The sequence below is a fragment of the Paenarthrobacter sp. PAE-2 genome, from assembly GCF_026013155.1.
GTDB classification, from domain to species: domain Bacteria; phylum Actinomycetota; class Actinomycetes; order Actinomycetales; family Micrococcaceae; genus Arthrobacter; species Arthrobacter ureafaciens.
In genome coordinates, this window is record NZ_JAPDNV010000011.1 from 30344 (window position 1) to 56722 (window position 26379).

The 26379-nt window shown below is 63.7% G+C and carries 21 protein-coding genes; 19 read left to right on the top strand and 2 right to left on the bottom strand.

Annotated features, from left to right (window positions below; all coding sequences use genetic code 11):
* Window positions 1-27: 27 nt before the first annotated feature.
* Window positions 28-489, top strand: a complete 462-nt coding sequence (locus tag OCL88_RS09180) for a DUF1003 domain-containing protein (protein ID WP_264962290.1) — start codon at window positions 28-30, stop codon at window positions 487-489.
* Between the two features lie 20 nt (window positions 490-509).
* Here the strand turns inward: OCL88_RS09180 and OCL88_RS09185 are convergent, their stop codons facing one another.
* On the bottom strand, window positions 510-1163 hold the full coding sequence (locus tag OCL88_RS09185; protein WP_264962291.1) for a TetR/AcrR family transcriptional regulator: 654 nt from the start codon (window positions 1161-1163) through the stop codon (window positions 510-512).
* Between the two features lie 135 nt (window positions 1164-1298).
* On the opposite strand from OCL88_RS09185, the gene OCL88_RS09190 reads away from it, so the two are divergent.
* The 10 genes from OCL88_RS09190 to OCL88_RS09235 all read left to right on the top strand — a co-directional run bounded on the left by OCL88_RS09190 (window position 1299) and on the right by OCL88_RS09235 (window position 15487).
* Window positions 1299-1523 carry a hypothetical protein gene (locus tag OCL88_RS09190; RefSeq protein WP_264962292.1) on the top strand — a complete coding sequence of 75 codons (225 nt, stop codon included), beginning with the start codon at window positions 1299-1301 and terminating at the stop codon, window positions 1521-1523.
* Between the two features lie 28 nt (window positions 1524-1551).
* Window positions 1552-3348, top strand: coding sequence for a sigma-54-dependent Fis family transcriptional regulator (locus OCL88_RS09195; protein WP_264962293.1), 1797 nt, complete (start codon window positions 1552-1554; stop codon window positions 3346-3348).
* Window positions 3349-3377: 29 nt separating this feature from the next.
* Window positions 3378-4529, top strand: coding sequence for a C-terminal binding protein (locus OCL88_RS09200; RefSeq protein WP_264962294.1), 1152 nt, complete (start codon window positions 3378-3380; stop codon window positions 4527-4529).
* A gap of 54 nt (window positions 4530-4583) precedes the next feature.
* A complete protein-coding gene (locus OCL88_RS09205) occupies window positions 4584-5879 on the top strand; it encodes an aspartate aminotransferase family protein (RefSeq protein ID WP_264962295.1) in 1296 nt (431 codons plus the stop codon).
* 2 nt (window positions 5880-5881) lie between these two features.
* Window positions 5882-6781 carry a fumarylacetoacetate hydrolase family protein gene (locus tag OCL88_RS09210; protein ID WP_264962296.1) on the top strand — a complete coding sequence of 300 codons (900 nt, stop codon included), beginning with the start codon at window positions 5882-5884 and terminating at the stop codon, window positions 6779-6781.
* Between the two features lie 33 nt (window positions 6782-6814).
* Window positions 6815-8905 carry a hydantoinase/oxoprolinase family protein gene (locus OCL88_RS09215; protein WP_264962297.1) on the top strand — a complete coding sequence of 697 codons (2091 nt, stop codon included), beginning with the start codon at window positions 6815-6817 and terminating at the stop codon, window positions 8903-8905.
* A gap of 2 nt (window positions 8906-8907) precedes the next feature.
* Window positions 8908-10668, top strand: coding sequence for a hydantoinase B/oxoprolinase family protein (locus OCL88_RS09220; RefSeq protein WP_264962298.1), 1761 nt, complete (start codon window positions 8908-8910; stop codon window positions 10666-10668).
* 92 nt (window positions 10669-10760) lie between these two features.
* Window positions 10761-11894, top strand: coding sequence for a Gfo/Idh/MocA family protein (locus OCL88_RS09225; RefSeq protein ID WP_264962299.1), 1134 nt, complete (start codon window positions 10761-10763; stop codon window positions 11892-11894).
* Between the two features lie 188 nt (window positions 11895-12082).
* Window positions 12083-14044, top strand: coding sequence for a 3D-(3,5/4)-trihydroxycyclohexane-1,2-dione acylhydrolase (decyclizing) (iolD, locus tag OCL88_RS09230; RefSeq protein WP_264962300.1), 1962 nt, complete (start codon window positions 12083-12085; stop codon window positions 14042-14044).
* A gap of 87 nt (window positions 14045-14131) precedes the next feature.
* Window positions 14132-15487: an aldehyde dehydrogenase family protein gene (locus OCL88_RS09235; protein ID WP_264962301.1), complete on the top strand. Its 1356-nt coding sequence runs from the start codon at window positions 14132-14134 to the stop codon at window positions 15485-15487.
* Window positions 15488-15581: 94 nt separating this feature from the next.
* Here the strand turns inward: OCL88_RS09235 and OCL88_RS09240 are convergent, their stop codons facing one another.
* Window positions 15582-16766 (bottom strand): Gfo/Idh/MocA family protein, encoded by a 1185-nt coding sequence (locus tag OCL88_RS09240; RefSeq protein WP_264962302.1) that lies wholly within the window; start codon window positions 16764-16766, stop codon window positions 15582-15584.
* A gap of 187 nt (window positions 16767-16953) precedes the next feature.
* Between OCL88_RS09240 and OCL88_RS09245 the strand changes: the two genes are divergently transcribed.
* The 8 genes from OCL88_RS09245 to OCL88_RS09280 all read left to right on the top strand — a co-directional run bounded on the left by OCL88_RS09245 (window position 16954) and on the right by OCL88_RS09280 (window position 26342).
* Window positions 16954-17721, top strand: coding sequence for an SDR family NAD(P)-dependent oxidoreductase (locus OCL88_RS09245; RefSeq protein WP_243542751.1), 768 nt, complete (start codon window positions 16954-16956; stop codon window positions 17719-17721).
* A 53-nt stretch (window positions 17722-17774) separates the two neighbouring features.
* Window positions 17775-19532 carry an IlvD/Edd family dehydratase gene (locus OCL88_RS09250; protein ID WP_243542752.1) on the top strand — a complete coding sequence of 586 codons (1758 nt, stop codon included), beginning with the start codon at window positions 17775-17777 and terminating at the stop codon, window positions 19530-19532.
* Window positions 19533-19564: 32 nt separating this feature from the next.
* Window positions 19565-20578 carry a D-2-hydroxyacid dehydrogenase gene (locus OCL88_RS09255; protein WP_264962303.1) on the top strand — a complete coding sequence of 338 codons (1014 nt, stop codon included), beginning with the start codon at window positions 19565-19567 and terminating at the stop codon, window positions 20576-20578.
* A gap of 32 nt (window positions 20579-20610) precedes the next feature.
* Window positions 20611-22068, top strand: a complete 1458-nt coding sequence (locus OCL88_RS09260; protein ID WP_264962304.1) for an APC family permease — start codon at window positions 20611-20613, stop codon at window positions 22066-22068.
* A 24-nt stretch (window positions 22069-22092) separates the two neighbouring features.
* Entirely contained in the window at window positions 22093-23103 is a 1011-nt protein-coding gene (iolG, locus tag OCL88_RS09265) for an inositol 2-dehydrogenase (protein ID WP_264962305.1), read from the top strand.
* Window positions 23104-23425: 322 nt separating this feature from the next.
* Window positions 23426-24310 carry an ATP-binding cassette domain-containing protein gene (locus tag OCL88_RS09270; RefSeq protein WP_264962306.1) on the top strand — a complete coding sequence of 295 codons (885 nt, stop codon included), beginning with the start codon at window positions 23426-23428 and terminating at the stop codon, window positions 24308-24310.
* Window positions 24307-25305 (top strand): ABC transporter permease, encoded by a 999-nt coding sequence (locus OCL88_RS09275; protein WP_264962307.1) that lies wholly within the window; start codon window positions 24307-24309, stop codon window positions 25303-25305. Before OCL88_RS09270 ends, OCL88_RS09275 begins: the two co-directional genes overlap by 4 nt.
* Window positions 25306-25373: 68 nt before the next feature.
* On the top strand, window positions 25374-26342 hold the full coding sequence (locus OCL88_RS09280; protein WP_021472190.1) for a sugar ABC transporter substrate-binding protein: 969 nt from the start codon (window positions 25374-25376) through the stop codon (window positions 26340-26342).
* Window positions 26343-26379: the final 37 nt, after the last annotated feature.

Sequence of the window (26379 nt, forward strand, 5' to 3'; positions counted from 1 at the left end):
TGCAGGCACAAAGCCTAAGCTGTGCGCATGACTGATCACCGGATCACGTGGCATGGGCAACATAAAGCAGGACTGACCCGGGGCGAACGGGCAGCAGACATCCTCCGGAACGGTATGGGCAGTTGGACGTTCGTCGGGTTGTTTATCCTGTTCATGGCCGCCTGGGCAGCGATCAACACCTTCCTGCTCGCAACCCGGGCCTGGGATCCTTACCCCTTCATCCTGCTCAACCTGTTCCTGTCCATGCTGGCCGGCCTGCAAGGGGCCATCCTCCTGATCGCAGCCAAGCGCCAGGATGCCATAGCCGCCGCGATGGCCTTGCATGATTTCGAAACAGATGTCCAGGCGAAGACCGAGATAGAACGCCTGATGGCCCTCAATCGCCAACAGCTTGAGATGCTGCAGGGCGTGCGGACTCTGTTGGAGAGGACGCAAGGGATTGAGCCGGACGCCGCGGATGAACCACGTGAGGGTCGCGAAACCGGCTAAGTGGCGGAAGGGAGGCGAAGTCAGTCCGGAAACTTGACCGCGAGAATCGCCCGCGACAACGTCACGGCACGGTCCGCCATCTTTTCGAGTTCGGCGTCTCCGCAGTCCGCAGGGGTCCAGCGGGTGGCCCCTTCGAGCAACGTCATTACCACCCTCACGTGTTCCCCGGCGTCCTCACATCCCATGTCGCGTGCTGCGGCAACATACATCTCCTCATGGAGTGAGAGCCAGTCATCGACCTGGGCGCGCAATTCCGTGGGCAGGATGTTCGCCATCCTGTCGGTTGCCACCAGCAGGTCCCAGAGATTGCTCTCGGGGAGCCTGACCTGCCGCGTGAAGTGAAGCCTGACCATGGCATCCCAGAATTCGTCCGCTGTTCTTGCAGGGTCCACGGCTTCGAGTAGTGCTACGCCAAATCGATGAAAATGCCAGCGGAGCGACTCGGCAACAATCTCGTCCCGGCCTTCGGGGAAATGCGAGTAGAGACTGGGCGGTTTGACGTTGACGGCGTTGGCGATGGTCCGCATGGACACCGAATTGAAGCCGTGGGCTATGGCGAGTTTCAGGAACGCTTCCAGAATGTTCTGCCGGCCGGCTTTCTGGCCTGCCCAGTTCCACTCTTCCAGGCGGGTCTTGAAGGCCTTACGGGCTACTTCGTAGGAGGTATCGCTCATGGTGCGCAATCCTAACATCCGTTCGTTAGCAAAATCTTATCAAAAGATGTTCCCTAACGTCTGTTAGTTAGGTAAGCTGAAAGTGGCGCGGGACACATGCCCCGTTGCTGTGAAAGCGGCGAAGTGGAGCGAACCATGGTCACTGAAAACTCGAGCGCGGGGGCCGCTCACAACACCAGCAATATGTTCGGCAGCGGGCTTTCCGGCATGGTTGCCGCGTATATAGGCGCACGTGCGCTCGAGGATGAGGCGTACCGGAACGAGGACTGGAGTGCGGAGCGTGTCTTCCGTCCGAAACTGCCTAAATGGCGCCCGCGGAAGACCCGTCCCGGCGAGTCCGGCCCGGCACTGGCTCCCTGACACGCTTACCTGAAAGAGATCTGCCCCGATGTCTGCTGAACTTTTGACCCCCTGGCCGTTGGAGACCCCTCACGAGACAAACCGGGTCCGCGAACTGTTCCTCATGCAACCGCATGCCGACCTGAGCGGCATCCGCCCGATCGTGGCCCGGTCCTGGTACCGCAGCCGTGCTGCGGGAGTGGATGCCTTCGCCGACCGCGGGTTCTATGACGAAGGGCGCGTTGACGAGTACACCATCGCGGCGGCGGGCCCGCACCTGCAAAAACTCGATGAAGTGGCAGCCGATCTGGGCGGTTACGTCAACATCACGGCCCCCAACGGGGTCCTGGTCAAAGCGGACTTCCTGCGCGACGACGGTTTCCCGGCCGGCTATTCCCTGCTGGAGGAAAGCTGCGGCAGCAACGGTGAAGGACTCGCTTTGGAGGAGGGCCGTGGTGTCTGGCTGGCCCCGGAGGAACACTTCCGGGAGGACATGCGCGGAAACTGGTGCTTCGCCTCCTTGGTGCGGGATCCTTTCCACAACCGTGTAAGGGCAGTCATAGGCCTCACCCTTCCCGCCAACCGGGTACCCAGCCTGGAGCCGTCCTCTACGCTGCTGATGCTTGAGGGTGTTGCCTCGCGGATCGAGCGGGACATTGAAGTACGGACCTCGTCCAAGGAAAGGGCGCTCCTGAGCGAGTATCTGAGGGTTTCACGGCGCCGGGGGAACCGCCCTGTGATAGCAGTCGACGGCAAGAATTCCCTGCAGAATGCCGCCGCCACCGCCGCCCTGGCAGACAACGATTTCTCGATTATCTCCGGCTACGCCAAGGCAGTCATGTCCTCCGGACGTGACATGAACTGCGAAGTGATGCTTCAGGGCCCCGGGGTGTCCACCCTGGAGATCTCTCCCGTGACCCTGTCCGCGGCCAACGTGGGAGCAATAGTCGTGGTCCGCCCGCATGCACCCGGCAAGGAACAACGGGCAGGCGCCGCGAGAGGCGCCCTGACATTGGAAGCAGCGCCGCAGCCCACAGCTGAAAGGCTCCTGAAGCACCTTAACGGCACGAGTACGGAATTCAAGCGCACGCTCAACCTTGCCCGGAAAGCGGTGGACCAGGACCGTTCGGTGGTCCTGATCGGTGAGCTGGGCAGCGGAAAACTACGCCTGGCCAACGCCATCGCATCATTACGCGGCGGCCAGATGGTGGTCGATGCCCGCGGCGCAGACCTGAGGAACCCCAACCTGAGGGACGTCCTGCACCGGGTAGCTACCGAACTTCCGGCCACGCTGATCGTGGAGCACGCCGATGAGCTGTCGCAGAACGAAGCAACGGAGGTAGCACACCATCTGCGGGCAAACTCCAACACCAAACTAATCTTCACCCTCACGCGTCCCACGGATGCCACGCTCCTGCTCTCGGAGGCCTTCGACGTCCTTGAGATCTCCGTGGCGCCCCTGCGCAACAGGCGCGAAGACATCCCGCACCTCGCCAACGCCATCGCCGAGGAACTGGGGGAGAGGCGGCTGTCCCGCAGGCTGATCACCACCCTCACGCATGCTGACTGGCCCCGGAACATCGACCAGTTGCGGGCCGTCGTCTCCAATGCCGTTGAACGGGCCGAAGGCGCCGAGGTCACAGCTGACGATCTGCCACAGGGATTCCACCGCGTCCTGACGAAGGGCCGGCTCTCCCGCCTTGAGGATGCGGAGCTCAGCGAACTGCGAACGGCACTCCAGGAAGCAAAGGGCAACCGCAGCCTTGCCGCTGAAACCCTGCAGATCGGACGATCCACCCTCTATCGCCGCATGGACTACTTCCGCAGCCGCGGTTTCGACCTCTGACCCCTGGACGGGATAACAACCAGCCCTGCTTGAACCAGCCGGCCATCCTCGCGATGGCCGGCTCCTGCACGTGCGGCCGCCCCGCCGTGGGACACGTGTCCCACGGCGGTGTCTCGATCTGGTACGGATCGGCGACTTGTTCCCGCGTTGTACTGGAAATCACCCGACGCCGGCCGCCCCAAGGAGTGGCCGGCAGCGACCGAGGGTACGACGACGAACAGGACGAACACACTATGACCCGCGATGCCCAGGGAACCATTCTTGTGGCCCCCCACCATTTCCCGGACCTGGACCGCGAGCACGCGCTCGCGGCGGAGTTCGGCTACACACTCAAGCCGGCGGCAGACACGGAAGCCTTCCGTGAGGCCCTGCCCGAAGCCGACATCGTGATGATCACCCCCTACGCCAAGCTCACTGCCTCGGACTTCCCTTCGATGACCAAATGCCGGGCAGTCATCCGCTACGGAATCGGCTACGACAACATCGACGTTGCCGCAGCAACCGAGGCGGGCATCCCGGTCTCCATCGTCCCCGGTACGGCCTCGGAAGAAGTTGCCTCCCACGCCTTCGCCATGGGCCTGGCACTGGCTCGTCGCCTGCCAGCCGGGAACGCGGCGATCAACAACCTCGGCTGGGCCGGCACCATCGGTTACGACACCCCTGTGCTGTCCGAGCTTGAAGTCGGTGTCCTGGGCATGGGCCGCATCGGGCAGCACGTTGCCCGCATGTACGCAGCTGTAGGGGCCCGGGTCCGCGCGTACGATCCGTTCGTTACGGACAGCTTCGTGGACATGGCCGGACTGGAAACCATCCTTGGGAATTCCGACGTCGTCTCCCTCCACCTGCCGCTGAATGAGGACACCGCGAACCTCATCTCCACGGACGTCCTCGCCGCGATGCGCAAAGGCACTGTGATCGTCAACGTGTCCCGCGGCGGCCTCATCGATGAAGTCGCGCTGGCCGGGGCGTTGTCCTCGGGGCATATCGCCGGCGCCGGCATCGACACGTTCGCCCAGGAGCCCCTTGGCGCGGACCACCCGCTTCGTTCTGCGCCCAACGCTATCCTCACCCCGCACATCGCCTGGCGTTCAAACCGGTCCACGGGGGCCCTGCAGGACGGTGCCGTGGAACGGGTCCGCCTTGCGCTGACGGGCCGGCCCCTCATTGACCTCGTGAACTGATATGTCCCGTGAGCTGAAAAGACTTGTGAACTGAAAAGACTGGAGAAACCTGAATTGGCAACCACCAACCATCTGGAACAAACGCTTGAGGTGCAGAACCCGGTCGAGGACCCGCACCTGCGCCGGGGACCGCGGGGCTTTCCGCTCTTGCCGGGCGGTTACGGGCGCTCAACCTATTACACCGGCGCTCCGAGCCCCTACGCGATCAAGGGTGAGGGCTGCAGGGTGTGGGATGACCGCGGCCGCGAGCTGATCGATGCAAACAACAACTTCACGTCGCTGATCCACGGCAACGCCCACCCTGACATCACCGAGGCCGCCACCAAGGCCCTCACCAGCGGCGCCAGCTGGGGTATCCCCAACCTTTACGAATGGGAACTGGCGGAACTGTTGCTGGGCCGCCTGCCGGAACTGGACCAGGTGCGGTTCGCGAACTCCGGTACCGAGGCCGTCATGTCCGCCATCCGTATTGCCAGGGCCAGCACCGGACGCGAAAAGGTCATCGTTACCAAAGGCGGTTACCACGGCACCTCCGAGGTTGCCCTGGTTCCCGGCGGTCCTTCCTACCAGCGCGGCGTCACCCGCGGGGTGATCGACGACGTCACTGCGGTGCCGCTGAACGACGTCGAATTCCTGCGTCAGGCGGTTGAATCCGCTCCGGAGGCATACGCCGCCATCATCCTGGATCTCTTGCCGAACCGAGCCGGGCTCCTGACGATCAACCAGGAATTCGTCCGCACCGCCCGGGAACTGGCTACCCGCTACGGCATCGTCCTGATCATCGACGAGGTCATCAGCCTCCGCCTTGGCTACAACGGCTTCAGCGGCGAGTACGGGGTTACCCCGGACTTGCTGACCACGGGAAAGCTCATCGGCGGAGGCTTCCCCGTCGGTGCTGTTTGCGGCAAGGCCGGGCTCATGGCGGAGGTTGACCCGACCCGTCCCGGGAGCCTGCCGCACGGAGGTACGTTCTCCGGCAACCCGGTCAGCATGGCCGCCGGTGCCGTTGCCCTTCGCCTCTATACCCAGGATGAAGTCAAGCGCCTGAACCAGTTGGGCGATACCGCCCGCGAAACGGTGAACTCCCGGGTGGCCGACGCCGGCTGGGAGATCCGTGGCCGTGGCTCGCTCCTCCGCGCCGTTCCGGCCGGCGCGGAGAAGGTGGACGAGCACACCCAGCACACCCTGTGGTGGGCCTCCTACGAGCGCGGACTGCTTGGCTCCCCGGCCAACCTGCTATCCCTGTCCACGCCTATGGACGAGAAAGTGGTGGCCGACATCGCAGACCGCCTGGCCGACGCCGTCCTGGCTGTGGCCTCGCAGGCTCCCGCGACGGAAGGTGCCAAGTAGCCATGAAGATCGTTTCCTATGAACACGAATCCGGCACCCGCGGCGGTGTCCTGATCGAGGACACTGTCTACGACCTGGAGCTGCTCCTGCAGGGTTCCGGCCAGGCAGTGCACGGAGCCACCACGTCCGTCCGGGAATTTCTGGAACTGTATGGCGACCGGCTCGAGGCCGTGTCAGCCGAAATCAGCGCCCTGGCCGGCCACGACCCGGAAGCCCATGTGGGGGCCAGGGCCGATGTACGCCTGACCACACCCGTACCGGACCCCTCCAAGGTGCTGTGCATCGGACTGAACTACAAAGACCACGTCGCAGAGACCGGCCGTGCGTTCCCGGAGTACCCGGACGTTTTCGCCAAGTTCGCCTCCACCATGGTGGGGCCCGACGACGACATCGGCGGCGCCAGGGTCAGCAAAAACCTCGATTTTGAAGGTGAACTCGCCGTGGTGATCGGTCGCAGGGCCAGCGAAGTTTCCGCAGAAGAAGCACTCGGCTACGTAGCCGCAGTGGCCCCGCTGAACGATGTCACCGCCCGCGACCTGCAGTACCGCGGCACGCAGTGGCTGGCAGGCAAGGCAGTGGACGGTTCCACCCCGTGGGGTCCTGCACTGGTCACTCTGGACGAAGTGGGCGATCTCCAGAACCTGGAGTTGGCCACCCGCGTCAACGGCATCGAAGTGCAACGCTCCAACACCAGCTACCAGATCTTCCCGATCGCGCGGGTCGTCTCCTACCTCTCGGGTTTCCTCACCCTGGAACCAGGCGACGTCATTGCCACGGGAACTCCGCAGGGCATCGGTGCCAAGCGGAACCCACCTGTCTGGCTGGAACCGGGAGACACGGTGGAAATCGACATCGAAAAGGTGGGACTGCTCCGCAACACCGTCGGCAAGCCCCAGCTCTAACCCCCTGCAAACTCTACGAAAGTTATGAAGACCATGAGTGATGTACAAACACAACCAGGTGAGGCCAGGTATCGGATCGCCGTCGACACCGGCGGTACCTTTACCGACGTCGTTGTTGGTTCCAACAGTGGCAACATGGCAGTCGGTAAGGCGCTGACCACCTACGACCGCGTGTTCACCGGTTTCGAAGCATCGGTTCGCCGCGCGGCTGAATCGGTCGGCTGGAGCGGTGACGACGTGCTCCGCAACGCCGATGTGATCGTCTACGGCACCACCCACGCCACCAACGCAGTGCTCACCGGCAAGGTCGCCAAGACTGCGCTGCTGACCACGGACGGTTTCGCCGACACCCTGTTGCTGCGCGAAGGTGGCCGCCGTGATGCCTTTGATTCCAAGGCCGCCTACCCGCCGCCGTACATTCCCCGCCACCTGACCTTCGAAATTACCGAACGAATCTCCGCCGAGGGCGACGTCCTGGTGCCCTTGGACGAGGAGCAGGTCCGCGAGACCCTCGCTTCCTTCAAGGAACAAGGGATCGAAGCCGTCGCCGTCTCCTTCCTGTGGTCGATCATCAACGACGTCCACGAAAAGCGCGTGGCCGAACTGATCCACGAGATCCTTCCCGGGGTTCCCTACACGCTCTCCAACGAGGCCAACCCCACCATCCGCGAATACCGCCGCTCCTCGGCAGCCTCGATCGACGCCTCCCTGAAACCGTTGATGGCCGACCATTTGGGCAAGTTGCGCGCAGACTTGCAGGAATACGGTTTTGCAGGCGATCTGCTGGTGGTCACCTCCGAGGGCGCTGTCCTCGACGTCGCGGATGTCCTTGACCGTCCGGTCCTGCTGCTGAACTCCGGCCCGTCCATGGCGCCCCTGGTGGGGGCCGCGGCGGCCCCGGACCGCGACACCGTGGTGGTTTGCGACATGGGCGGCACCACCTTCGACGTCTCCCTGGTGGAGGAAGGCGTGGTTCGCCACACCCGCGAGGCATGGCTGGGCGAACCCTTCGTCGGCCACCTCACAGGCCTGTCGTCCGTTGCCGTGTCCAGCATCGGCGCCGGCGGCGGCAGCATCGCATGGATCGACGGCGGCGGCCTCCTCCGCGTAGGCCCGCAAAGTGCGCGAAGCACGCCCGGCCCCGCAGCCTACGGCCGCGGCGGTGAAGAACCGACCGTCACCGATGCCTGCGTGGCACTGGGCTACCTCGACGCCGACGGCTTCGAGGGTGGCTTCACCCTCGACCGTGAAGCTGCCATCAAGGCCATCGACACCCGCATCGCCGGTCCATTGCAGATGGACACGCTGCAGGCCGCCCAAGCGATCCTTGATGTCTCCGCCAACCACATGGCCACAGCCATCCGGCAAGCGTCCTTGGAACAGGGTGTGGACCCACGCGGTGCCCTGATCGTTGCAGGTGGTGGCGCCGGTGCCATGGTCGCAGCTGCCATCGGAAGGCTCCTCGAAGCCGACACCGTCCTCATCCCGGCCACCGCCGGCGTCCTGGCCGCCTACGGCGCCCACCGGGCACCCATCGCCACCGAATTCCTCTCCCCGCTGCACAACGACACCCGCAGTTTCGACGCGGGTTCGGCAACTCGCGCCGTAGAGGATCTCACAGCCAAGGCCGAGGTCTTCAGCAAACGCTTCGACGGCGTGGGGGAGGCCCCCAACGTCACCTACTTTGTGGATGCGCGCTACCCCGGGCAGGCCTGGGACTTGAGGGTCTACCTCGACGAAGCGCCGGACACCTCCGGCGATGCAGCGGGCATCATCGAACGCGCCTTCCACCAGGAGCACGACCGCCGCAACGGCACCCATGACCCCGACAGCCGCGTGGAGATCATCACGTGGGGCGTCCGAGTGGAAATCCCGCGACCGGAGCACACCAAGTCCGAAAGCCAGCTCAGCCCCACGGCGGAAATCCACCGCACGGACCGGATCATCTTCGGCGGCGAACCCTTCAGCACCCAGCGCTACCGCGGCGTCACGCTCGCCCCACGCGACAAGATCGTGGGCCCGGCCGTCATCGACCAGCCCACCACCACCATCGTCGTTCCACCGGAGTGGGACGCCACGCTCGATGAACGATCCAACATCTACCTCACCCGTAAGGAGGCCTAACCGTGACCCGCGAATTCGATCCCGTAAAGCTCTCGGTCCTTGCCAACGCATTCGACGGCATTGTCCGCGAGATGACCAGCGGCCTGCTCCGCTCCGCCCGCTCATCCGTCATCAACACGGCCCGCGACTTCTCCTGCGCCGTGCTGACCGCCGACAACCAGCTGCTCGCTGCCGCCGAAGGTGTGCCCGTGCACGTCTTCGGTGCAGGCCCGCTGGGCGAAGACATGGTGGAACTGCACAAAGACATCAAAGAAGGCGACGCGTTCCTGCACAACGACCCCTACCTGGGTAACTCGCACGCTGCAGACCACGTGATCCTGGTACCCATCTTCATCCAGGGCCACCACCTCTTCACCGCCGTGACCAAGGCCCACCAGGCCGACTGCGGCAACTCGCTTCCCACCACGTTCTTCGCCACTGCAAGGGACGTCTATGAAGAAGGGGCACTGATCTTCCCCTGCGTGCGGATCCAACGCGACTACACGGACATCGACGACATCATCCGCATGTGCCGCTCCCGCATCCGTGTTCCCGACCAGTGGTACGGCGACTACCTGGCGTCCGTCGGCGCCTCGCGCATTGCCGAACGCCGCATTCACGAACTCGCTGAGAAGTTCGGCGTGGATGACCTGGTGGACTTCGTGGACGCCTGGTTCGACTACTCCGAGCGGCTGACCGCCAGCGCGATCGAGAAGCTGCCCGAGTACATCCTCCACGGCACCTCCGCCCACGATCCTTTCCCCGGAACAGGCCCTGACGGTGTGCAGCTCCAGGCAACCCTGGAGGTCAAGCCCAAGCAGGGCAAAGTCGTGATCGACCTGCGCAACAACCCGGACAACCTGCCCAACGGCCTGAACCTGACCAAGGCAACGGCAACCGGTGCGGCACTGGCCGGCATTCTTTCCGGCATCCCGGAAAACCTGCCGAGCAACGCCGGAACTTTCCGCCGCGTTGAGGTGCTGCTGCGCGACGGCTGCGCCGTCGGAGTCCCCAAGCACCCCTACTCCTGCTCCTCGGGCACCACCAACCTGGCAGACCGCGTCGTCAACATCGTCCAGGCCGCCTTCTCCCAGATCGACGACGGCTACGGAACTGCCGAAGGTGCTGCCGGACAGGCGCCGGCCAAGTCGGTGATCTCCGGAACGGACGAACGCAACGGCAACGCTTACGTGAACCAGATCCTGGTAGGCGGCGTCGGCGGTCCGGCCACCCCGTACGTTGACGGCTGGCCCACCTACCAGCGTCCCGTGTGCGGGGCCCTCCTCTACCACGACAGCGTGGAAGTGGACGAGCAGCGCTACCCGATCCTCGTCCACGAACGCACACTGGTCGCAGACTCCGGCGGAGCCGGCCGGCAGCGCGGCGGCCTGGCAACCCGCGTCACCATGGAACCCCGCGGTGAAAGCGTCACCCTCACCTACGGCATCGAAGGCAAGATCAACCCGCCGAAGGGCGTCCGCGGCGGCCACGACGGCGCCGGGCCCTCCGCCTGGGTGGAAGACCTCAAGACCGGCGAACGCCGGGAGATCCCCGTGGTGGGCCGCTACGACCTGCAGTCGGGCGAGAAAGTCGTGTCCATCACCCCCGGTGGTGGCGGCTACGGCGATCCGCTGGAGCGCGACGTCCTGGCAGTCCTCGACGACTACCGCGAATCCCGGATCACGCTCGACGCTGCAGCAGAAGACTACGGCGTGGTCATCACAGGCGGGGCCGTGGACGAGGCCGCCACGGCCAAGACACGCCAGGAGCGCCTGGCCGTTTAGCCACCCACCCGGCCACAGCGCTATAGCAACACGTCCCGGGGCGGGGTATCCTCGCCCCGGGATGTTCCAACAATCGTTAAACGGAGATTCACATGGAACCCATTCGAGTCGGCATCATCGGCGTCGGAAACGTCCTCAACCAATACCTGGACAAGATCGGCGTCCACCCCGACGTCCAGATCGTGGCGCTCGCGGACGTGAACCCCGAAGCCGTCAGGAAGCGCGCGGCAGAGTACGACGTTCCCAAAGCCCTCACGCCCGACGAGTTGCTCGCCGATGAGGAGGTGGAACTGGTCCTCAACCTCACGCCGCCCAAGCTCCACGCGCCCGTCACGCTCCAGGCGATCGCGGCCGGCAAGCACGTCCTCTCCGAGAAACCCTTCGCAACGTCCCTTGAGGAAGCAAAGCAGATCCTGGATGCAGCACGGGAAGCCGGGGTCAAGGTAGGCTCCGCACCCACCACCTTCCTGGGCTCCGGGATGCAGACCAGCCGCAAGCTGATCGACGACGGCTGGATCGGCAAGCCCGTGGCAGCCTTCGCGTCCTTCGCCTGCCGCGGTTACGAGCACTGGCACCCGAACGTCGATCCCTTCTACAGCCCCGGAGCCGGTCCCATGCTGGACATCGGACCGTACCTGATCACCAACCTGGTGAACTTCTTCGGCCCCGTATCGCGCGTCTCTGCGACCACGCCCCGTTCGTCCGAGACCCGTCCCCGTCCGGGCAAGGAAGGGGAAGTCATCCCGATTCAGACCCCGACCCACGTCACGGGAACCATTGACTTCGAGTCCGGTGCTGCCGCCACCGTGATCGTCAGCTGGGACATCTGGAACCACAACCTGCCGCATCTGGAGGTCTACGGCACCGGCGGCTCGCTGGCAGCGCCGAACCCGGACCACTTCTCCGGGGCTCCCGTGCTGCGCCGCGGCGAGCCGGGGGACCTCGCGCTGGACATGACGCCTCCCGGCGGTGGTGACTGGCGCGAAACGCCCATCACCCACCGTGACGATGCCTACCGCGGCATCGGGCTGGCAGAATTCGGCTACGCCATCCGCAACGGCGTGGAACCCCGGACGGGCGGCGACTTCGCCTACCACGTCCTGGAAGTGCTCTTGGCCTTTGAAGCCTCCTCGGAGCAGGGCAAGCACATAGACATCGGGAGCACCTGCGAGCGGCCCCGGCCGCTGCCCTCGGTTGGCCCGCAGGAGCCCTACCGGTTCGACTAGAAGCAAAGCAAAAACAGCGGCCGACGGCGGTACTCGCGTGCCGCCGTCGGCCGCTGTTTTTGCGTGTCCGGGGCAGAAGGGGGCTGCGTCCCAAAGTGGGACACAACGTCGCTTTCCCGCAGTGAAAACCTGAGGTTCGGGCGAATCGGTTTGCAAATGCCGACGCACCTACGAATTTAGGAGAACGCATGACTACCACAGCCGCTGCTGACATCGGCACAGACGTCAAGACCGCAGCCGACAAAAAGGCCGTCCGCCGCCGCACCGTCGCACAAGCAATCGTTGAGTATTTGCAGGTCCAGTACAGCGAACTGGACGGCGAGAAGCGCCGACTGGTTCCCGGCATGTACGGTATCTTCGGCCACGGAAACTCCGTCGGTCTGGCCCAGGGCATCGACGAATACGGTTCCGACTTCACGTACTACCAGGCCAAGAACGAGCAGTCTGCAGTTCACGCAGCCATCGGCTTTGCCAAGGCGTCCAACCGTGCCGCCACCTTGGCCTGCACGGCCTCCGCCGGGCCTGGTTCCACCAACATGGTCACCGGCGCTGCAACCGCCACGACCAACCGCCTCCCGGTGCTGTTGTTCCCCGCGGACATCATTAACAACCGTTTTGGCGATCCCGTGCTGCAGCAGATCGAGCACCCGGTGGAGCGCGATGTCTCCGCCAACGACTGCTTCCGACCCGTCAGCCGCTACTTTGACCGGATCACCCACCCGGCCCAGTTGCTGTCCACCCTTCCGGAGGCCATGCGCGTCCTTACCGACCCGGTCGAAGCCGGTGCGGTCGTGGTATGCCTGCCGCAGGACATCCAGGGTGCCGAGTTCGACTTCCCGGAGATCTTCTTCACCCCCCGGGTCTGGCACATTCGCCGGCGCCCGGCAGTTGAGGACGAGCTCCGTGATGCCGCCGGGATCATCCGTAGCGCCGAACGTCCGCTGCTGATTGCCGGTGGTGGAGTCCGCTACTCCAAAGCACAGGAAGAACTGGCGCGTTTCAGCGCCGAATTCGGCATCCCTGTCTCCGAAACGTATGCCGGAAAGGGCAGCGGCCCGGTGACCGACTTGAACCTTGGCGCACTGGGCGTGACAGGCACTGTGGGTGCGAACGAGATCGCCGACGCCGCGGACGTCGTGATTACGGTGGGTTCGCGCCTGCAGGACTTCATTACGGCCTCGCACTCGCTTTTCCAGAACCCTGACGTGAAGTTCGTGAACCTTAACGTAGGTGCGTTCGATGCCCACAAAATGGGCTCATTCCCCGTCATCGGAGATGCCAGGCTGAACCTCGCGGCCCTCCGGGAACGCCTCTCCGCTGTCGGCTATTCGACATCCGCGGGATTCAGGAGCGACATTGCCGATGCACGCAAGGCCACGCTGGAAGTGCGCAAACACGACCTGCAGGCCTTCCCGGGCGAGAAGATGAGCCAGGCGCAGGTCATCGACGTCTTGAACAGGACCACTACCGGCGAGGACGCGCTGATCCTGGGCTCCGGTGGCGTGGTGGAGGGCATCCACAAAGCCTGGGATTCTTCAAACGGCACCGACATCCACTTCGAATACGCCAACTCCTGCATGGGCCATGAGATACCCGCAGGATTGGGCTACCGAATTGCCCGCGACGGCGAGCCCGGTGAGGTCTATGTCCTCATCGGTGACGGCACGTACTTCATGCAGCCCACTGAACTGGTAACCGCAGTGCAGGAGCGCCAGAAGATCATCACGATCGTGGTCGACAACCGTGGCCACCAATGCATCTGGCCCCTTCAGGTTGCCAAGGGCGGCCCGGGCCGTGAATTCGGTACGCAGTACAAGGAGCGCAACGCCGGATCCGGACGCCTTGACGGGCCGGTACTGGAGTTCGACATCGCTGCCAACGCGGCCAGCATGGGCTGCGCCGCGTGGTCAACGACCACCATCGAGGAGTTTGAGGGCGCCCTCGCCGAGGCCCGCGCCGCTGAGGGGCCTGCCGTGATCGTCGCCCACGTCGAGCAGTACCGGTACCTGTCCGGCAACGGCGCTTTCTGGGACGTCGGAGTGCCGATGACCTCCCAGCGCCCGGGCAGCCAGGAAGGTACCGCCAAGCACCTCGAAGGCCGCGCCCGCCAGCGCTACTACGCTGCCACCACCGCACCCGAATCACGCTAGGCACATCGGGCGGGACCGTTCCATCGGCGGTCCCGCCCGCATGTTTTTCGATAACAGTCCCCATTTCCTGACCAAGGAGCATTCACTATGAGCTCATTTGCCGTTACTGATCCGGCTACCGGAACCATTCATGCCGAGTACCCCGCGGCCACCGACGCGGAGGTCGAGGCAGGACTCGGCGCAGCACAGAAGACATACCAGGAGTGGTCCCGGACCACGACCGTGGCCGAGCGCGCTGTCTTGGCCAAGCGCCTCGCGGACCTGTTTGTTGAGCGTAAGGACAAATTGGCCGCCATCATCAACCGTGAGATGGGCAAGCCGTTGCAGCAGGCCGTGGGGGAAGCCGAGTTTTCCGGTTCCATCGCAGCTGCCTTCGCTGAGCACGCGGAAGAGTGGCTCGGGGACGAGGAACTTGAGGTGGCGGATGGACTGAGGACCTTCTTCCGCTACCAGGGCCTCGGCGTGATCCTGGGCATCATGCCGTGGAACTACCCCTACTACCAAGTGGCACGGTTCGCGATCCCCAACATCATCCTTGGCAACACGGTGATCGTCCGCCACGCCAGCCAGTGCCCGGAGTCGGCGTTGGCGTTGGAGGAACTCTTCCGCGACGCAGGTTTCCCCGAGGGTGCCTACGTCAACCTGTTCGCCACCCACCAGCAGATTTCCACCATGATCGCGGACGACCGCGTACAGGGTGTCTCGCTGACCGGTTCGGAACAGGTGGGTGCGATCGTGGCGGAGCAGGCCGGACGTGCCCTGAAGAAATGCGTCCTGGAGCTTGGCGGCGCCGACGTTTTCCTGGTGCTCGATACCGATGACGTGGACCTTGCAGTGAAGAAGGCCGTGATGGGCCGCATGGGCAACACGGGCCAATCGTGCAACGGTTCCAAGAGGATCGTGGTGCTGGACAAGTACTTTGACGAGTTCGCCGGGAAGTTCAAGGCTGCCATCGCCGGCCAGTCCTACGAGAACGGCGATTTCGGCCCGATGTCCTCAGATTCGGCCACCAGGTTCCTGGCTTCCCAGGTACAGGGTGCGTTGGACCAGGGCGCCGAAATCCTGGTGGGCAACAATGAGCCCCAAGGCAACGTCTTCACTCCGACGGTGATTACCAACATCACCCCGTCCATGGACGTTTACAGCGAGGAACTGTTTGGTCCGGTCGCCCAGTTGTACAAGGTCAGCAGCGACGAGGAAGCAATCAAGCTCGCGAACTCCTCGCCGTACGGCCTGGGTTCGGTGGTAATCTGCGACGACGTCGAGCGCGCCGAGCGCGTCGGCAACCAGCTCGACGTCGGCATGGTCTTCGTCGGTGCCTACGACCTCAGCGGTGCGGATGTGCCGTTCGGCGGCGTCAAGAAGTCCGGTTACGGCCGCGAACTGGGCAAGGTGGGCATGTTGGAGTTCGCCAACAAGAAGCTGTTCCGCTTCGCGAAGTAGGTCCTGGGAGTGTAGTTTCATACGCAGCACAAGGAGGCCGGATCATTGCGATCCGGCCTCCTTCTTTGTCCCGGTTTCCTTCTATGCCCGGGACTCAGGCTCCGTACGTGGTCTGCCCGGACACTTCCGGGATGTCCACCCAGCCGCCGGAACCGGCGCTCGTCAGGGAGGCATCAACGAGTTCCGAAGCGGACCAGCCGTCGGCGGCGGAGGGGCCGAGCTGCTTGCCTTCGGCCACGGAACGCAGGAACAGTGCTGCCTCGATGGTCTTGAGGTCGTTGAATCCGATGCCGGGGCCGGGTCCTGGCTGGAAGCGGCCGAATTCTCCGTAGGACGGCGGGGTCATGATGGTGCGGTATCCGCTGCGGTCCGTGGCCAGTTCCAGCTGGTTCATCCGTTCGAAGTTCCAGCGCAACGAGCCTTCGGTGCCGTACACCTCGATGATGTATTCGGCGTGCGGGCCAATGGCTACACGGGTGGATTCGAACATACCGATCGCGCCGCCTTCAAAACGGGCCAACATCGCCGTGTAGTCCTCGTTCTCCACTTCACGGGTGACGTCCGATGCCTGGCCCATGTCGAAGGAGTTGGAGGAGTTGCCTGCGGGCAGTGGACGGTCCTTGATGAAAGTTTCGGTGACCGCGTTGAGCGAGGTGATCCGGCCAACCAGGAACTGTGCAAGGTCGAAGCCATGGCTCAGGACGTCGCCAAGGACTCCCGAACCGGCGCGTGCCTGCTCGTAACGCCATGTGAAGACCTGCGTCGGGTCGGAGGCATAGCCCGTGAGGAGACGGATCTGCACGTTGGTGATCCGACCCAGAGCGCCGGACCGGATGAGCCGACGGGCTTCCGCGACGGCCGGTGCGTGCCGGTAGTTGAAGCCCACGGAGGTGATCAGCCCTGCGGCTTCGGCGCCCTGGGCTATTTCGCGGGATTCCCGGGCACTGCGGCCCATGGGCTTTTCGATCCAGAAGTGCTTGCCGGCCTCGATGGTTGCCATAGCGATTTCGTGGTGCAGGAAGTTGGGGGAGCAGATCGAGACAACGTCGACGTCCGGGTTCTCGAGGACCTTGCGGTAGTCGGTGGCCGTTTCCTTATAGCCGAGTGCGGCCTCGGCGTGGTGGCGTCCGGCGTCGTCGGGGTCTGCGGCGATCACCAGCTCGGGGTGGCGCGGCAGTTCAGGGAAGAACTGCTTCGTAGCGAGGTAGGCGCGCGAGTGCAGGCGCCCCATCCACCCCACCGAGATGAGGCCAACGCCAATGCGGTTCTGGTCTTCCAAAGTGGACTCCTTATTTTGTGCCGCTCTCCGGCGGTGCTGTGCCGCGCAGAAAGACGGCATCTGCCCATCAGCCTAGGAACCCACGGAGGGTGCGCTGTGTCTCAATCTGAGACATCCGGCGGCGGGGCCGGGCTGTTTGAGTAGAACGTACTAGTCCCGCAACGCCAACCAAGAGGAGCCGTCGACGATGATGCACCGCAGCCCGTGGAATCGGACGGAACCCTTGCGGGTGATCGTCACAGGAGCGACGTCCGGCGTTGGAGAAGCGACCGCGAAACTGTTCGCTGCCCGTGGTGCCCGGGTAGCGCTGCTGGGCCGCCGCCCGGGGGAGCTGCGGCGCGTTGCGGGAGAGCTCGACGGCGGTGCGCACCACGTGGTTGCCGACGTCGCCAGTGCAGAATCGGCCCGGAACGGCGTCCGGGGAGCCATTCACGCCCTCGGCGGGCTGGACGTGGCAGTCAACGCTGCGGGGGTTGCCGGCTACGCGGCCCTTGAGGACCTGGACGAGGACCGCTGGCGTGAGGTGCTGGACACCAACCTTTCCGGCACCTTCTACGTCGCGCGGGAAGCGGGCCTCCACATGCGCAGGTCCGGGGGAGGGGCGATTGTCAACGTCGCCTCTGACCTCGCAACCATGGGCGTTGCAGGACTGGCCCACTACTGCGCCGCGAAGGCCGGCGTCGTGGGGCTCACCAAGGCGCTGGCCCTTGAGTTGGCGCCCTCTGTCCGTGTCAACGCCGTCTGCCCCGGGCCGATCGACACGCCCATGCTGCGCGCCGGCCTGAACGACGCGCCGGACCCGGTTCTGGCCCTGCGGCAGAAGGAAAGTGCCGTCCCGCTCAGCCGGCTCGCGGAGCCGGAAGAAGTGGCGGCGGCCATCTATTTCCTCGCCGTCGAGGGCACGTTCGCCACTGGTACCAGCATGGCGTTCGACGGCGGCACTTCGGCCGCTTAGCAGCTTCACCCAAGACCTCATCAAGACAAACAAGCCAAGGAGCTTTGAAGGTTATGTCCGACTCGAAGTACAACGATCTCCGCAGCGCACGCTGGTTTGCGCCGCACGACCTCACCGGATTCGTGCACCGCACCGCCATCCAGGCCGAAGGCTTCTCGCGCTTCGCCATTAAGGACCGGCCGGTCATTGGCATTGCCAACTCCTGGTCGGAGCTGGTCAACTGCAACATCCACTTCAAGCTGCTTGCCGAGGCCGTGAAGCGTGGCGTCCTGATGGCCGGTGGTTTGCCGCTGGAGTTTCCCACCATCTCCTTGGGCGAGAGCCTGATGAAGCCCTCGGCCATGCAGTTCCGCAATCTGATGGCCATGGACGTCGAGGAATCCATTCGCGCCTACCCGCTCGACGCGATCGTGCTGTTGGGCGGCTGTGACAAGACCGTCCCCGCGCAGCTCATGGGAGCCGCCAGCGCAGACATTCCCACCATCATGCTGACCGGCGGCCCCCAGGAGCCCGCCCACTTCCGGGGCAAGCAATTGGGTGTCGGGACGGACACCTGGAAGTACGCCGATGAACTGCGGGCAGGAAAGATCACCGAGGCCGACTTCGACGAACTCGAGTCCGCCGCCAAGCCCTCCGCCGGGCACTGCAGCGAAATGGGCACGGCCTCCACCATGACGTCCCTCGTTGAGGCCTTGGGCATGTGCCTCCCGGGCAGTGCGTCCATCCCCGCCGTCGACGCCAGGCGCGGGCAAGCCGCGGAAGCCACTGGCCGCAGGGCCGTTGAAATGGCCCTGTCGGGTCCGAAGCCCAGCGAGATCCTCACCAAGGAAGCGTTTGATAACGCCATCACGTTGCTGATGGCCGTAGGTGGCTCCACCAATGCCGTGGTTCACCTTTTGGCACTCGCCCGCAGGGTGGGTTACGAACTTCAGCTGGACCGGTTCCACGAGATTTCGCAGCGCACTCCGCGGATCGCCAACGTCCGTCCGTCCGGTGAATACCTCGTGAAACAGCTCTTCGAGGTCGGCGGCATCCCCACGGTGCTGAAGGCCCTGGATCCGCTGTTGCACCGGGATGCCTTGACCGTCACGGGCGAATCCCTCGCAAAGGGCTACGAATCGGCACCTGAGCCGGACGGCGTCGTCGTGAGCACGCTTGAGGCGCCGTTCGATGCATCCGGTGGCATCGCCGTCGTTCGCGGCTCGCTGGCCCCGAACGGTGCGGTGATCAAGCGCAGCGCAGCCTCCAAGGACCTGCTGCAGCACAAGGGTTCGGCCATAGTTTTCGAGGACATCTACGACCTTGGCCGCAGGATTGACGATCCGGACCTGGACATCACGGAGGACTCGGTCCTGGTGCTCCGCAACAGCGGCCCGGTGGGTGCGCCCGGAATGCCGGAATGGGGCATGCTGCCCATTCCGCAAAAGCTGCTGCGCAAGGGTGTCCGGGACATCGTGCGGATCTCCGATGCCCGCATGAGCGGTACCGCGTTCGGCACCACGGTGCTGCATGTGTCCCCTGAAGCTGCCGTGGGCGGTCCGTTGGCCATTGTCCGGGACGGCGATCCGATCGTGCTGGACGTCGAAAACCAGCGCCTGGACCTCGACCTCCCCCAGGAGGAGATCGAAGCCCGGCTCGCTGACCTCAAGCTTCCGCAGCCCAAGTATCGCCGCGGCTACGGCCGACTGTTCATTGACCACGTCAACCAGGCTCACGAGGGCTGCGACTTCGATTTCCTCAAGGGCCTCCCTGATGAGGAGCCGCAGCGCCTGCCGTATGGCCTGATGAGCGGCTGGCAGGGCGGCTGGTGAGAAGCCGCGACGAGGAAGGGCAGGGAACGGGCATGTCACGACCGAAAGTAATCGTCATCGTCCAGGACGGCCGGCCGTTGCCTCCTGTGGAGCGGCTGGACGCCGAGGCCGAGGTGGTGGTGGTCCGGTCCGCCGAAGAGTTCAAGGCGGCGCTGCCCGGGGCGGAAATCCTGTTCCTGAACGACTTCAGGACAAAGCTTCTGCGTGACGTTGGTCCGGGGGAGCTGCGATGGATCCACACCTCGAGCATCGGCGTGGACAGCCTCATGACCGGGGAGATCATCAACGGCGACATCGTGGTGAGCAATTCGCGCGGCGTTTGTGAACGGCCCATCGCCGAGTGGGTCCTGGGTGTCCTGTTGATGTTCACCAAGGACCTGCGCCGAACCATCGAACTGCAGCAAGCAAGGACCTGGCAGCACCGGGAAACCGAACCGTTGCTGGGACGCAAGGTCCTGGTGGTCGGCCCTGGACCGGTGGGGCGCGAGACGGTCCTGCTGCTGCGTGCGGCGGGCATGGATGTGTCGGTCGTCGGACGGACAGCGCGTGAGGATAAGCAACTGGGCGCCATTGCCTCCTTCGAGGAGCTGGACCTGCTCCTAGGGGAGGCCCAGGACGTGGTGCTGACGGTGCCGCTCACTGAGGAGACGCGCGGGCTGTTCAACGCTGCACGCTTTGACAAGATGCGTCCGGGAGCGCGGTTGGTCAATGTGGGCCGCGGGGCCGTGGTGGTGGAACAGGACCTGCTCGACGCCATCGACGCCGGGCACGTGGGTGCAGCAGCCCTGGACGTTTTCGAGAACGAGCCGTTGGCAGCTGAAAATCCACTCTGGAGCCGCAGCAACATCCTGGTCTCGCCCCACGCCTCCGGGGACCTGATCGGGTGGCGTGGCCGGGTTGTGGACTGCTTCGCAGCAAACCTGCAGAAGTGGAAGACGGGCGAGCCGCTCAATGACATCGTGGACCTGAAAAAGCTTGGCGGAACCGCTCCAAAACCCCTGTCCCAAGCTGGTACAGTGCTCCCACAATCCGCGTCGATAGTGTGATTCAGCACTCAAAACTTCGCGACGAGGATTACATGTCAAGCACAACAAAAGGGAAGCAGACGCCTACCCGGACCCAGGAAGACAAGCTCAGCGGCAACATGGGGGTGGGCGAGCTCGTGATGAACGTGCTCGCTTTCTCCTCCCCGCTGACCACCGTTGCAGGCACCCTGCCTGTGATGCTCCTTTTTAGCGGGCACACGGCTCCGGGCATCTACCTCCTGGTGACGTTGATGCTCCTGATCTTCTCGGTGGGCTTCGTCAGGATGAGCCGCAGCGTGGACGCTCCCGGCGGCTTCTATTCATTCGTCACCGCCGGCCTTGGCAAGCCGGCCGGTCTTGGTGGTGCACTGTTGGCGCTGGTGGGTTACATCTTCATCGGCTTCTTTGCGCCGTCCCTGTTCGCCCTCACCCTGCAGGGCTTTGTGGTGAACACCCTGGGTGGTCCGGAGATTCCGTGGTACTGGTACGGGTTGGGCATCATCACCGTCACCACGCTTTTGGCTTACAACCGCATCGACTTGTCGGCAAAGGTCCTGACGGTAGTCATGTTGCTGGAATCGGCCGTGGTGGTCATTTTCGATGTGGCCGCGTTCGCCTCGGGCGACGTGTCACAGGGTGTCGGGTTCTCCATGCCCTGGATCACCGACGCCGGGTTGGGCCTGGCCCTGTTGTTCGCCGTGGGAAATTTCTTCGGGTTCGAAGCGACGGTTATCTACCGGGATGAAGTGAAGAACCCTGACCGGACCATTCCCAGGGCCACGTATCTGGCGGTGGTCGGCATTGGCCTGTTCTACGCGGTGGCCGCATGGGCCTACACGGCATTCCTCGGCGCCGACAATGTCCAGGACGAGGCCAAAGCAAACACGGTGAATCTGTTCAACGACGGAGCCACTGCGCTGGTCGGCAAGATTTTTGCCGATATCGGGGTCGTCCTCTTGATCACGTCGATCCTGGCCTCCATGCTGTCCATCCAGAATATTGCGGCCCGGTACAGCTTCTCGCTGGCGGCCGACGGGGCGCTGCCGAGGATCCTCGGCCGCGTCCACCCACGGCATAAGTCCCCCTATGTTTCGGCGGTGGGCGTGGGCATGGTTTGGGTGGTTGCCACTGTGGTGTTCACCCTGGTGGCGGTTGCTCCCGAGGCCCTCTATCCGATCGCCAGTGGAAGCGGCACGTTCTCGGTCCTGCTGCTGATGTTCATTACGAGTTTCGCGGTGCTGGTCTACTTTGTGCGCCGCCGCAGTTTCGCTCCCGAATCCGTGTGGAAGACCATTGTTTCCCCCATCGTCAGCGTGTTGTTCCTTGGCCTGATTACTTATCTGGCAATTGCGAATTATCCCGAGCTGGTCGGTGGATCGGCCGTCATGACGGCAATTTTCATGACATTTACTTTTGCTTTGTTCATCGGCGGCATTATTTATGCATACTTCCTGCGTTCAAAGCGCCCCGAGGTCTATGCGCGTTTGGGCCGGCAGAAGATTGATCAATAACCACTGCATTATTGGAGGGCTGCAATGACGCAACAGATCAGGGTTGGCCTGTTCGGGACCGGGAGGATCGGTCAGGTGCATGCCATGAGCCTGGCAACGTTGGAAGAAGCGACGCTCACTTGGGTGTGCGATCCATACCTGGAAGGTGCCAAGCGGACTGCTGCCGAGTTCGGCGGCAGGGTCAGTGACGACCCCGCCGAAGTCTTTGCTTCAGGGGAAGTGGATGCCGTCATCGTGGCCTCTCCGACCGCTACCCACGTGGAACTCATTGAACAGTCAATCGATGCAAATATCCCCGTGCTGTGTGAGAAACCTGTTGACCTGGAGATTGCCCGGGTTGATGCACTCCGGGCCAAGGCGGCTGCTGCGGATGTTCCGATCGCTTTGGGGTTCAACAAGCGTTTTGACCGGCATTTTGTGGAACTACGGCGGCGGGTGGGGGCAGGGGAGATCGGTGCCTTGGAGCAGCTGATCATCACCAGCCGGGATCCAGGGGAGCCGCCGGCGGCTTACCTGCCCCAGTCCGGCGGGATTTTCCGGGACATGACCATCCACGACCTGGACATGGCCCGCTACTTTCTTCCGTACATTGTGGAGGTCGCGGCCCGCGGTGCCAACGTCTTCAGCGAAAGCATCCGGGAGGCGGGCGACTTCGATTCCACCGTGGTCACCCTTCGGGGTACCAACGACCAACTCGTGACCATCCTCAATTCAAGGCATTCCGCGTACGGCTACGACCAGCGCATCGAGGCCTTCGGCTCCACCGGTTTGCTCCAGGTGGCCAACAAGAATGACAGCCTGGTGCGGCATTGGGGCACGCGTTCCGTCGAGGGGACAGGCCCGTACCAGAACTTCTTCCTGGAGCGCTATGCGGAGGCGTACCGGCTTGAAGTCGCCGAGTTCCTGCGCGCTGTCCGCGGCCTGCCCTCCCGGAGTCCCGGCTTCGAGGACGGCCGTGCTGCCTTGGTCCTGGCCGACGCGGCGGAGAAGTCAGCCCGAACAGGCGCTGCCATTGCCGTGGATTTGTCAGCGTAGCCCTTTGAATGCCCGGCCCGGGCACGGATTCTTTCGCAACAATCCGTGCACGGGCCGGGCATTTCCCTTTTAACTCCGGCTAATTCCCATTGATTCGTTTCCTATGGCAACAATTTCTGCAAGCCGTGTTCCAAAGTGGCACACACGCCGTTGCGTCGAGTCCGTCAAAGTTCAAGTAAGTGAAACAGAGTGGCGCAGGTCACGCGGTTTACGGGTGTCTTTGGATTTCCCGCCTCCGCAACGTCAAACAATGTGGTTGGACGGACCATCGCCAATGGTGTTTCACCGGTTCATTTGCTTGGCCCTATCAATCGAGGATGAGATGACCGATGCACCACCGGTGACAGCTCCACTTGTCGCCCTCAAGGACATACACAAGACATTCGGGGCGGTGTCCGCTTTGCGCGGCGTCAGCATCGATGTCATGCCCGGCGAAACCTTCGCTCTGCTAGGAGACAACGCCGCCGGCAAATCAACGCTCATGAAAGTGCTGACGGGCGTCTACCAGCCCGATCGGGGCGCCATTGAGCTGGATGGAAAACGGACCGAGTTTCCTACGCCGTCCGCTTCCCGGGACCAGGGTGTCGAGATGGTCTACCAGGACTTTGCCCTGGCAGACAACCTGGACGTACGCACCAACATCTTCCTTGGCCGGGAACCACAGAAGAATATCCTCGGTCCGCTGGTGCGGATCATCGATCGCAAGAAGATGGAGTCCGAGACCAAGCGCGTGCTGGAGCGCCTGGACATCCCCATCAACCCGCGCCTGAAGGTCAAGCGCCTCTCGGGCGGTCAGCGGCAGGCCGTGGCCATCGGGCGCGCCCTGGCATTCGATGCACGTCTGATCATCATGGACGAACCCACTGCCAACCTGTCGGTGGCGAAGGTGGACAAGTTGATCGAAGTCACCCAGCGGCTCAAGGATCTGAGGATTGCAGTCATCATCATTACCCACCGGCTTGACGAAGCCTTCGCGGTGGCAGACCGCTTCGCCGTCATGCGCCAGGGGCAGGTGGTGGGCCGGTTCCGCGTCGGCGAGGTCTCGGAAGCCCAAGTGGCCCACCTGATCTCCCACGGCACCTTGGATGACTACGTCGACACCGGAAGCGGCATCCCCGATGACCGCCGCAAGATCGGAAGCACGTCAAGCAAGGAAGCCGTTGATGCCATGTCCGTTGGCGGACCTGCAACCGGGAGCGACTCATGAGCCTCACCATGGACACCCTCAAGACAAAACTAGGACCCGCCGATCTCAAGGAGGGCCTGACGGCCACCAAGGTCAAGCGGTTCATTGGGGACTACGGGATCATCATCCTCTTCGTGGTGATCCTCATCGTCCTTGCCGCGGCCGCGCCGAACTTCCTGACCCTGAACAACATCGTGAATGTGGTCCGGCAGTCATCGATTATCGGCTTGATCGCGCTGGGAATGACGTTCATCATGATCACCGCGGGTATCGACCTGTCGGTTGGTTCGGTCGTCGGCTTGGCGGGCATGACATTCGCCATCCTGGCGCCCGCCAGTGGCGGCGCCTTCTGGCTCCCGCTGATAGCCGGCCTGGGCGTGGGACTCCTGGTCGGTTTCCTCAGCGCAGCCATGGTTGTCTGGGGAGCAATCCTTCCCTTCCTGGCCACGCTGGCCACCATGGCCATAGCCCGTACCGCAGCCCTGGTCATCACTGACGGGCAGGTTGTTTCCGGGTTGAGCGGACCGGCCGAATGGCTGGGCTCCGGATTCCTGGGTCCAGTCCCGGTCCCTGTGATCATCTTCCTGCTTGCCGCCATCATCTGTGAGTTCGTGTTGAGCCGTACCAAGTTCGGCTCCCATGTGTACGCCGTGGGCGGCAACGAAGAGTCGGCCAAGAAAGTGGGTATCTCCACCAGCCGGGTGCTCTTCACCGTCTACCTGATCGGTGGCGTGACGGCTGCCTTGGGCGGTCTTGTCCTGACGGCCCGCCTGGATGGCGCCGCACCCGTGGCAGGTACCGGATACGAGCTCCAGGTGATCGCCGCCGTCGTGATTGGCGGCACGAGCCTCTTCGGCGGTGTCGGCACCATCCGGGGAACCGTGATCGGGGTCCTGCTGCTGGGCGTCGTCATGAACGGCATGAACCTGCTCGGCGTTTCCTCCTACTACCAGCAGGGCGTACAGGGCGTGATCCTCGTCCTCGCCGTGCTGCTGAACCGCTGGAAATCCGACTAGTCCAGCACCCAACCAACGCAACACCACCATCTCCAAGCGCACAGACAAAACCACTGAAAGGAACAACCATGGGAATGCGACACAAGCTCGCTGCGGCCACAGCCATGTTGGCTGCCGGAGCCCTGACCCTCACCGGCTGCGGAGGCAGCAGCAACGCCAGCGGTTCCGAACAGTCCGGGAAGAGCTACAACATCGGCGTTGTGGTCCTCGACCTGCAGGACCCGGACTTGGCGCACATGACCGACGCCATGAAGAAGACGGCTGAAGAAAAGGGCGTCAAGCTCAACATCACCGACTCCAAGAAGGATGTGGGCAGCGAACTGAACCAGGTTGAGGACCTCCTCACCCGCCAGGTGGACGCTGTGATCATGCAGCCCCTGGACGGCGATGCCAGCCAGAACGCCGCCAAGCGGGTCATCGCTGCCAACATCCCGTTGTTCATCCTGTCCACCGAGTTCGCGGAAGGCTCTGACGTCGGCTACAAGAGCTACATCGGTGTCGATGACACCGTGGCCGGCCAGATGCAGGCCGAGTACCTCAACAAGGTCATGCCCGACGGCGGCAACCTGGTGTTCGCCGCGGGCATCTACGGTGCCTCGTGGACCGACCGCCGCAAGTCCGGATTCGACAAGACGATCAACAAGAACTTCAAGATCGTGGCCGAATTCCAGGCCAAGGGCAGCCGTGACGACGCCAAGCGCAACATGGAAGACACGCTCCAGCGCTTCCCGTCCGGCCAGATTGACGCCGTGGTGGCCAATAACGACGAGATGGCCATTGGTGCCGCGTCGGCCATTGAGGACGCAGGCCGTACGGCTGAGTTCAAAGCGGTAGTCGGCGTCGACGGAACCGAGCCTGCTTTGCAGGACATCAAGGCCGGCACCATGTCCGCGACGGTCCGCCAGGACTCCGCGGGGCAGGGCGTCAAGGCAGTGGAGGTTGTTACGGACTTCCTCAACGGCTCCAATGTGGACAACCGCTACACGCTGCCATTCACCCTCATCACCAAGGACAACCTGTCCGAGTTCCTGAAGTAGCCACTTCCGCATAAGGAAACGGGCACAGCGGATTCCG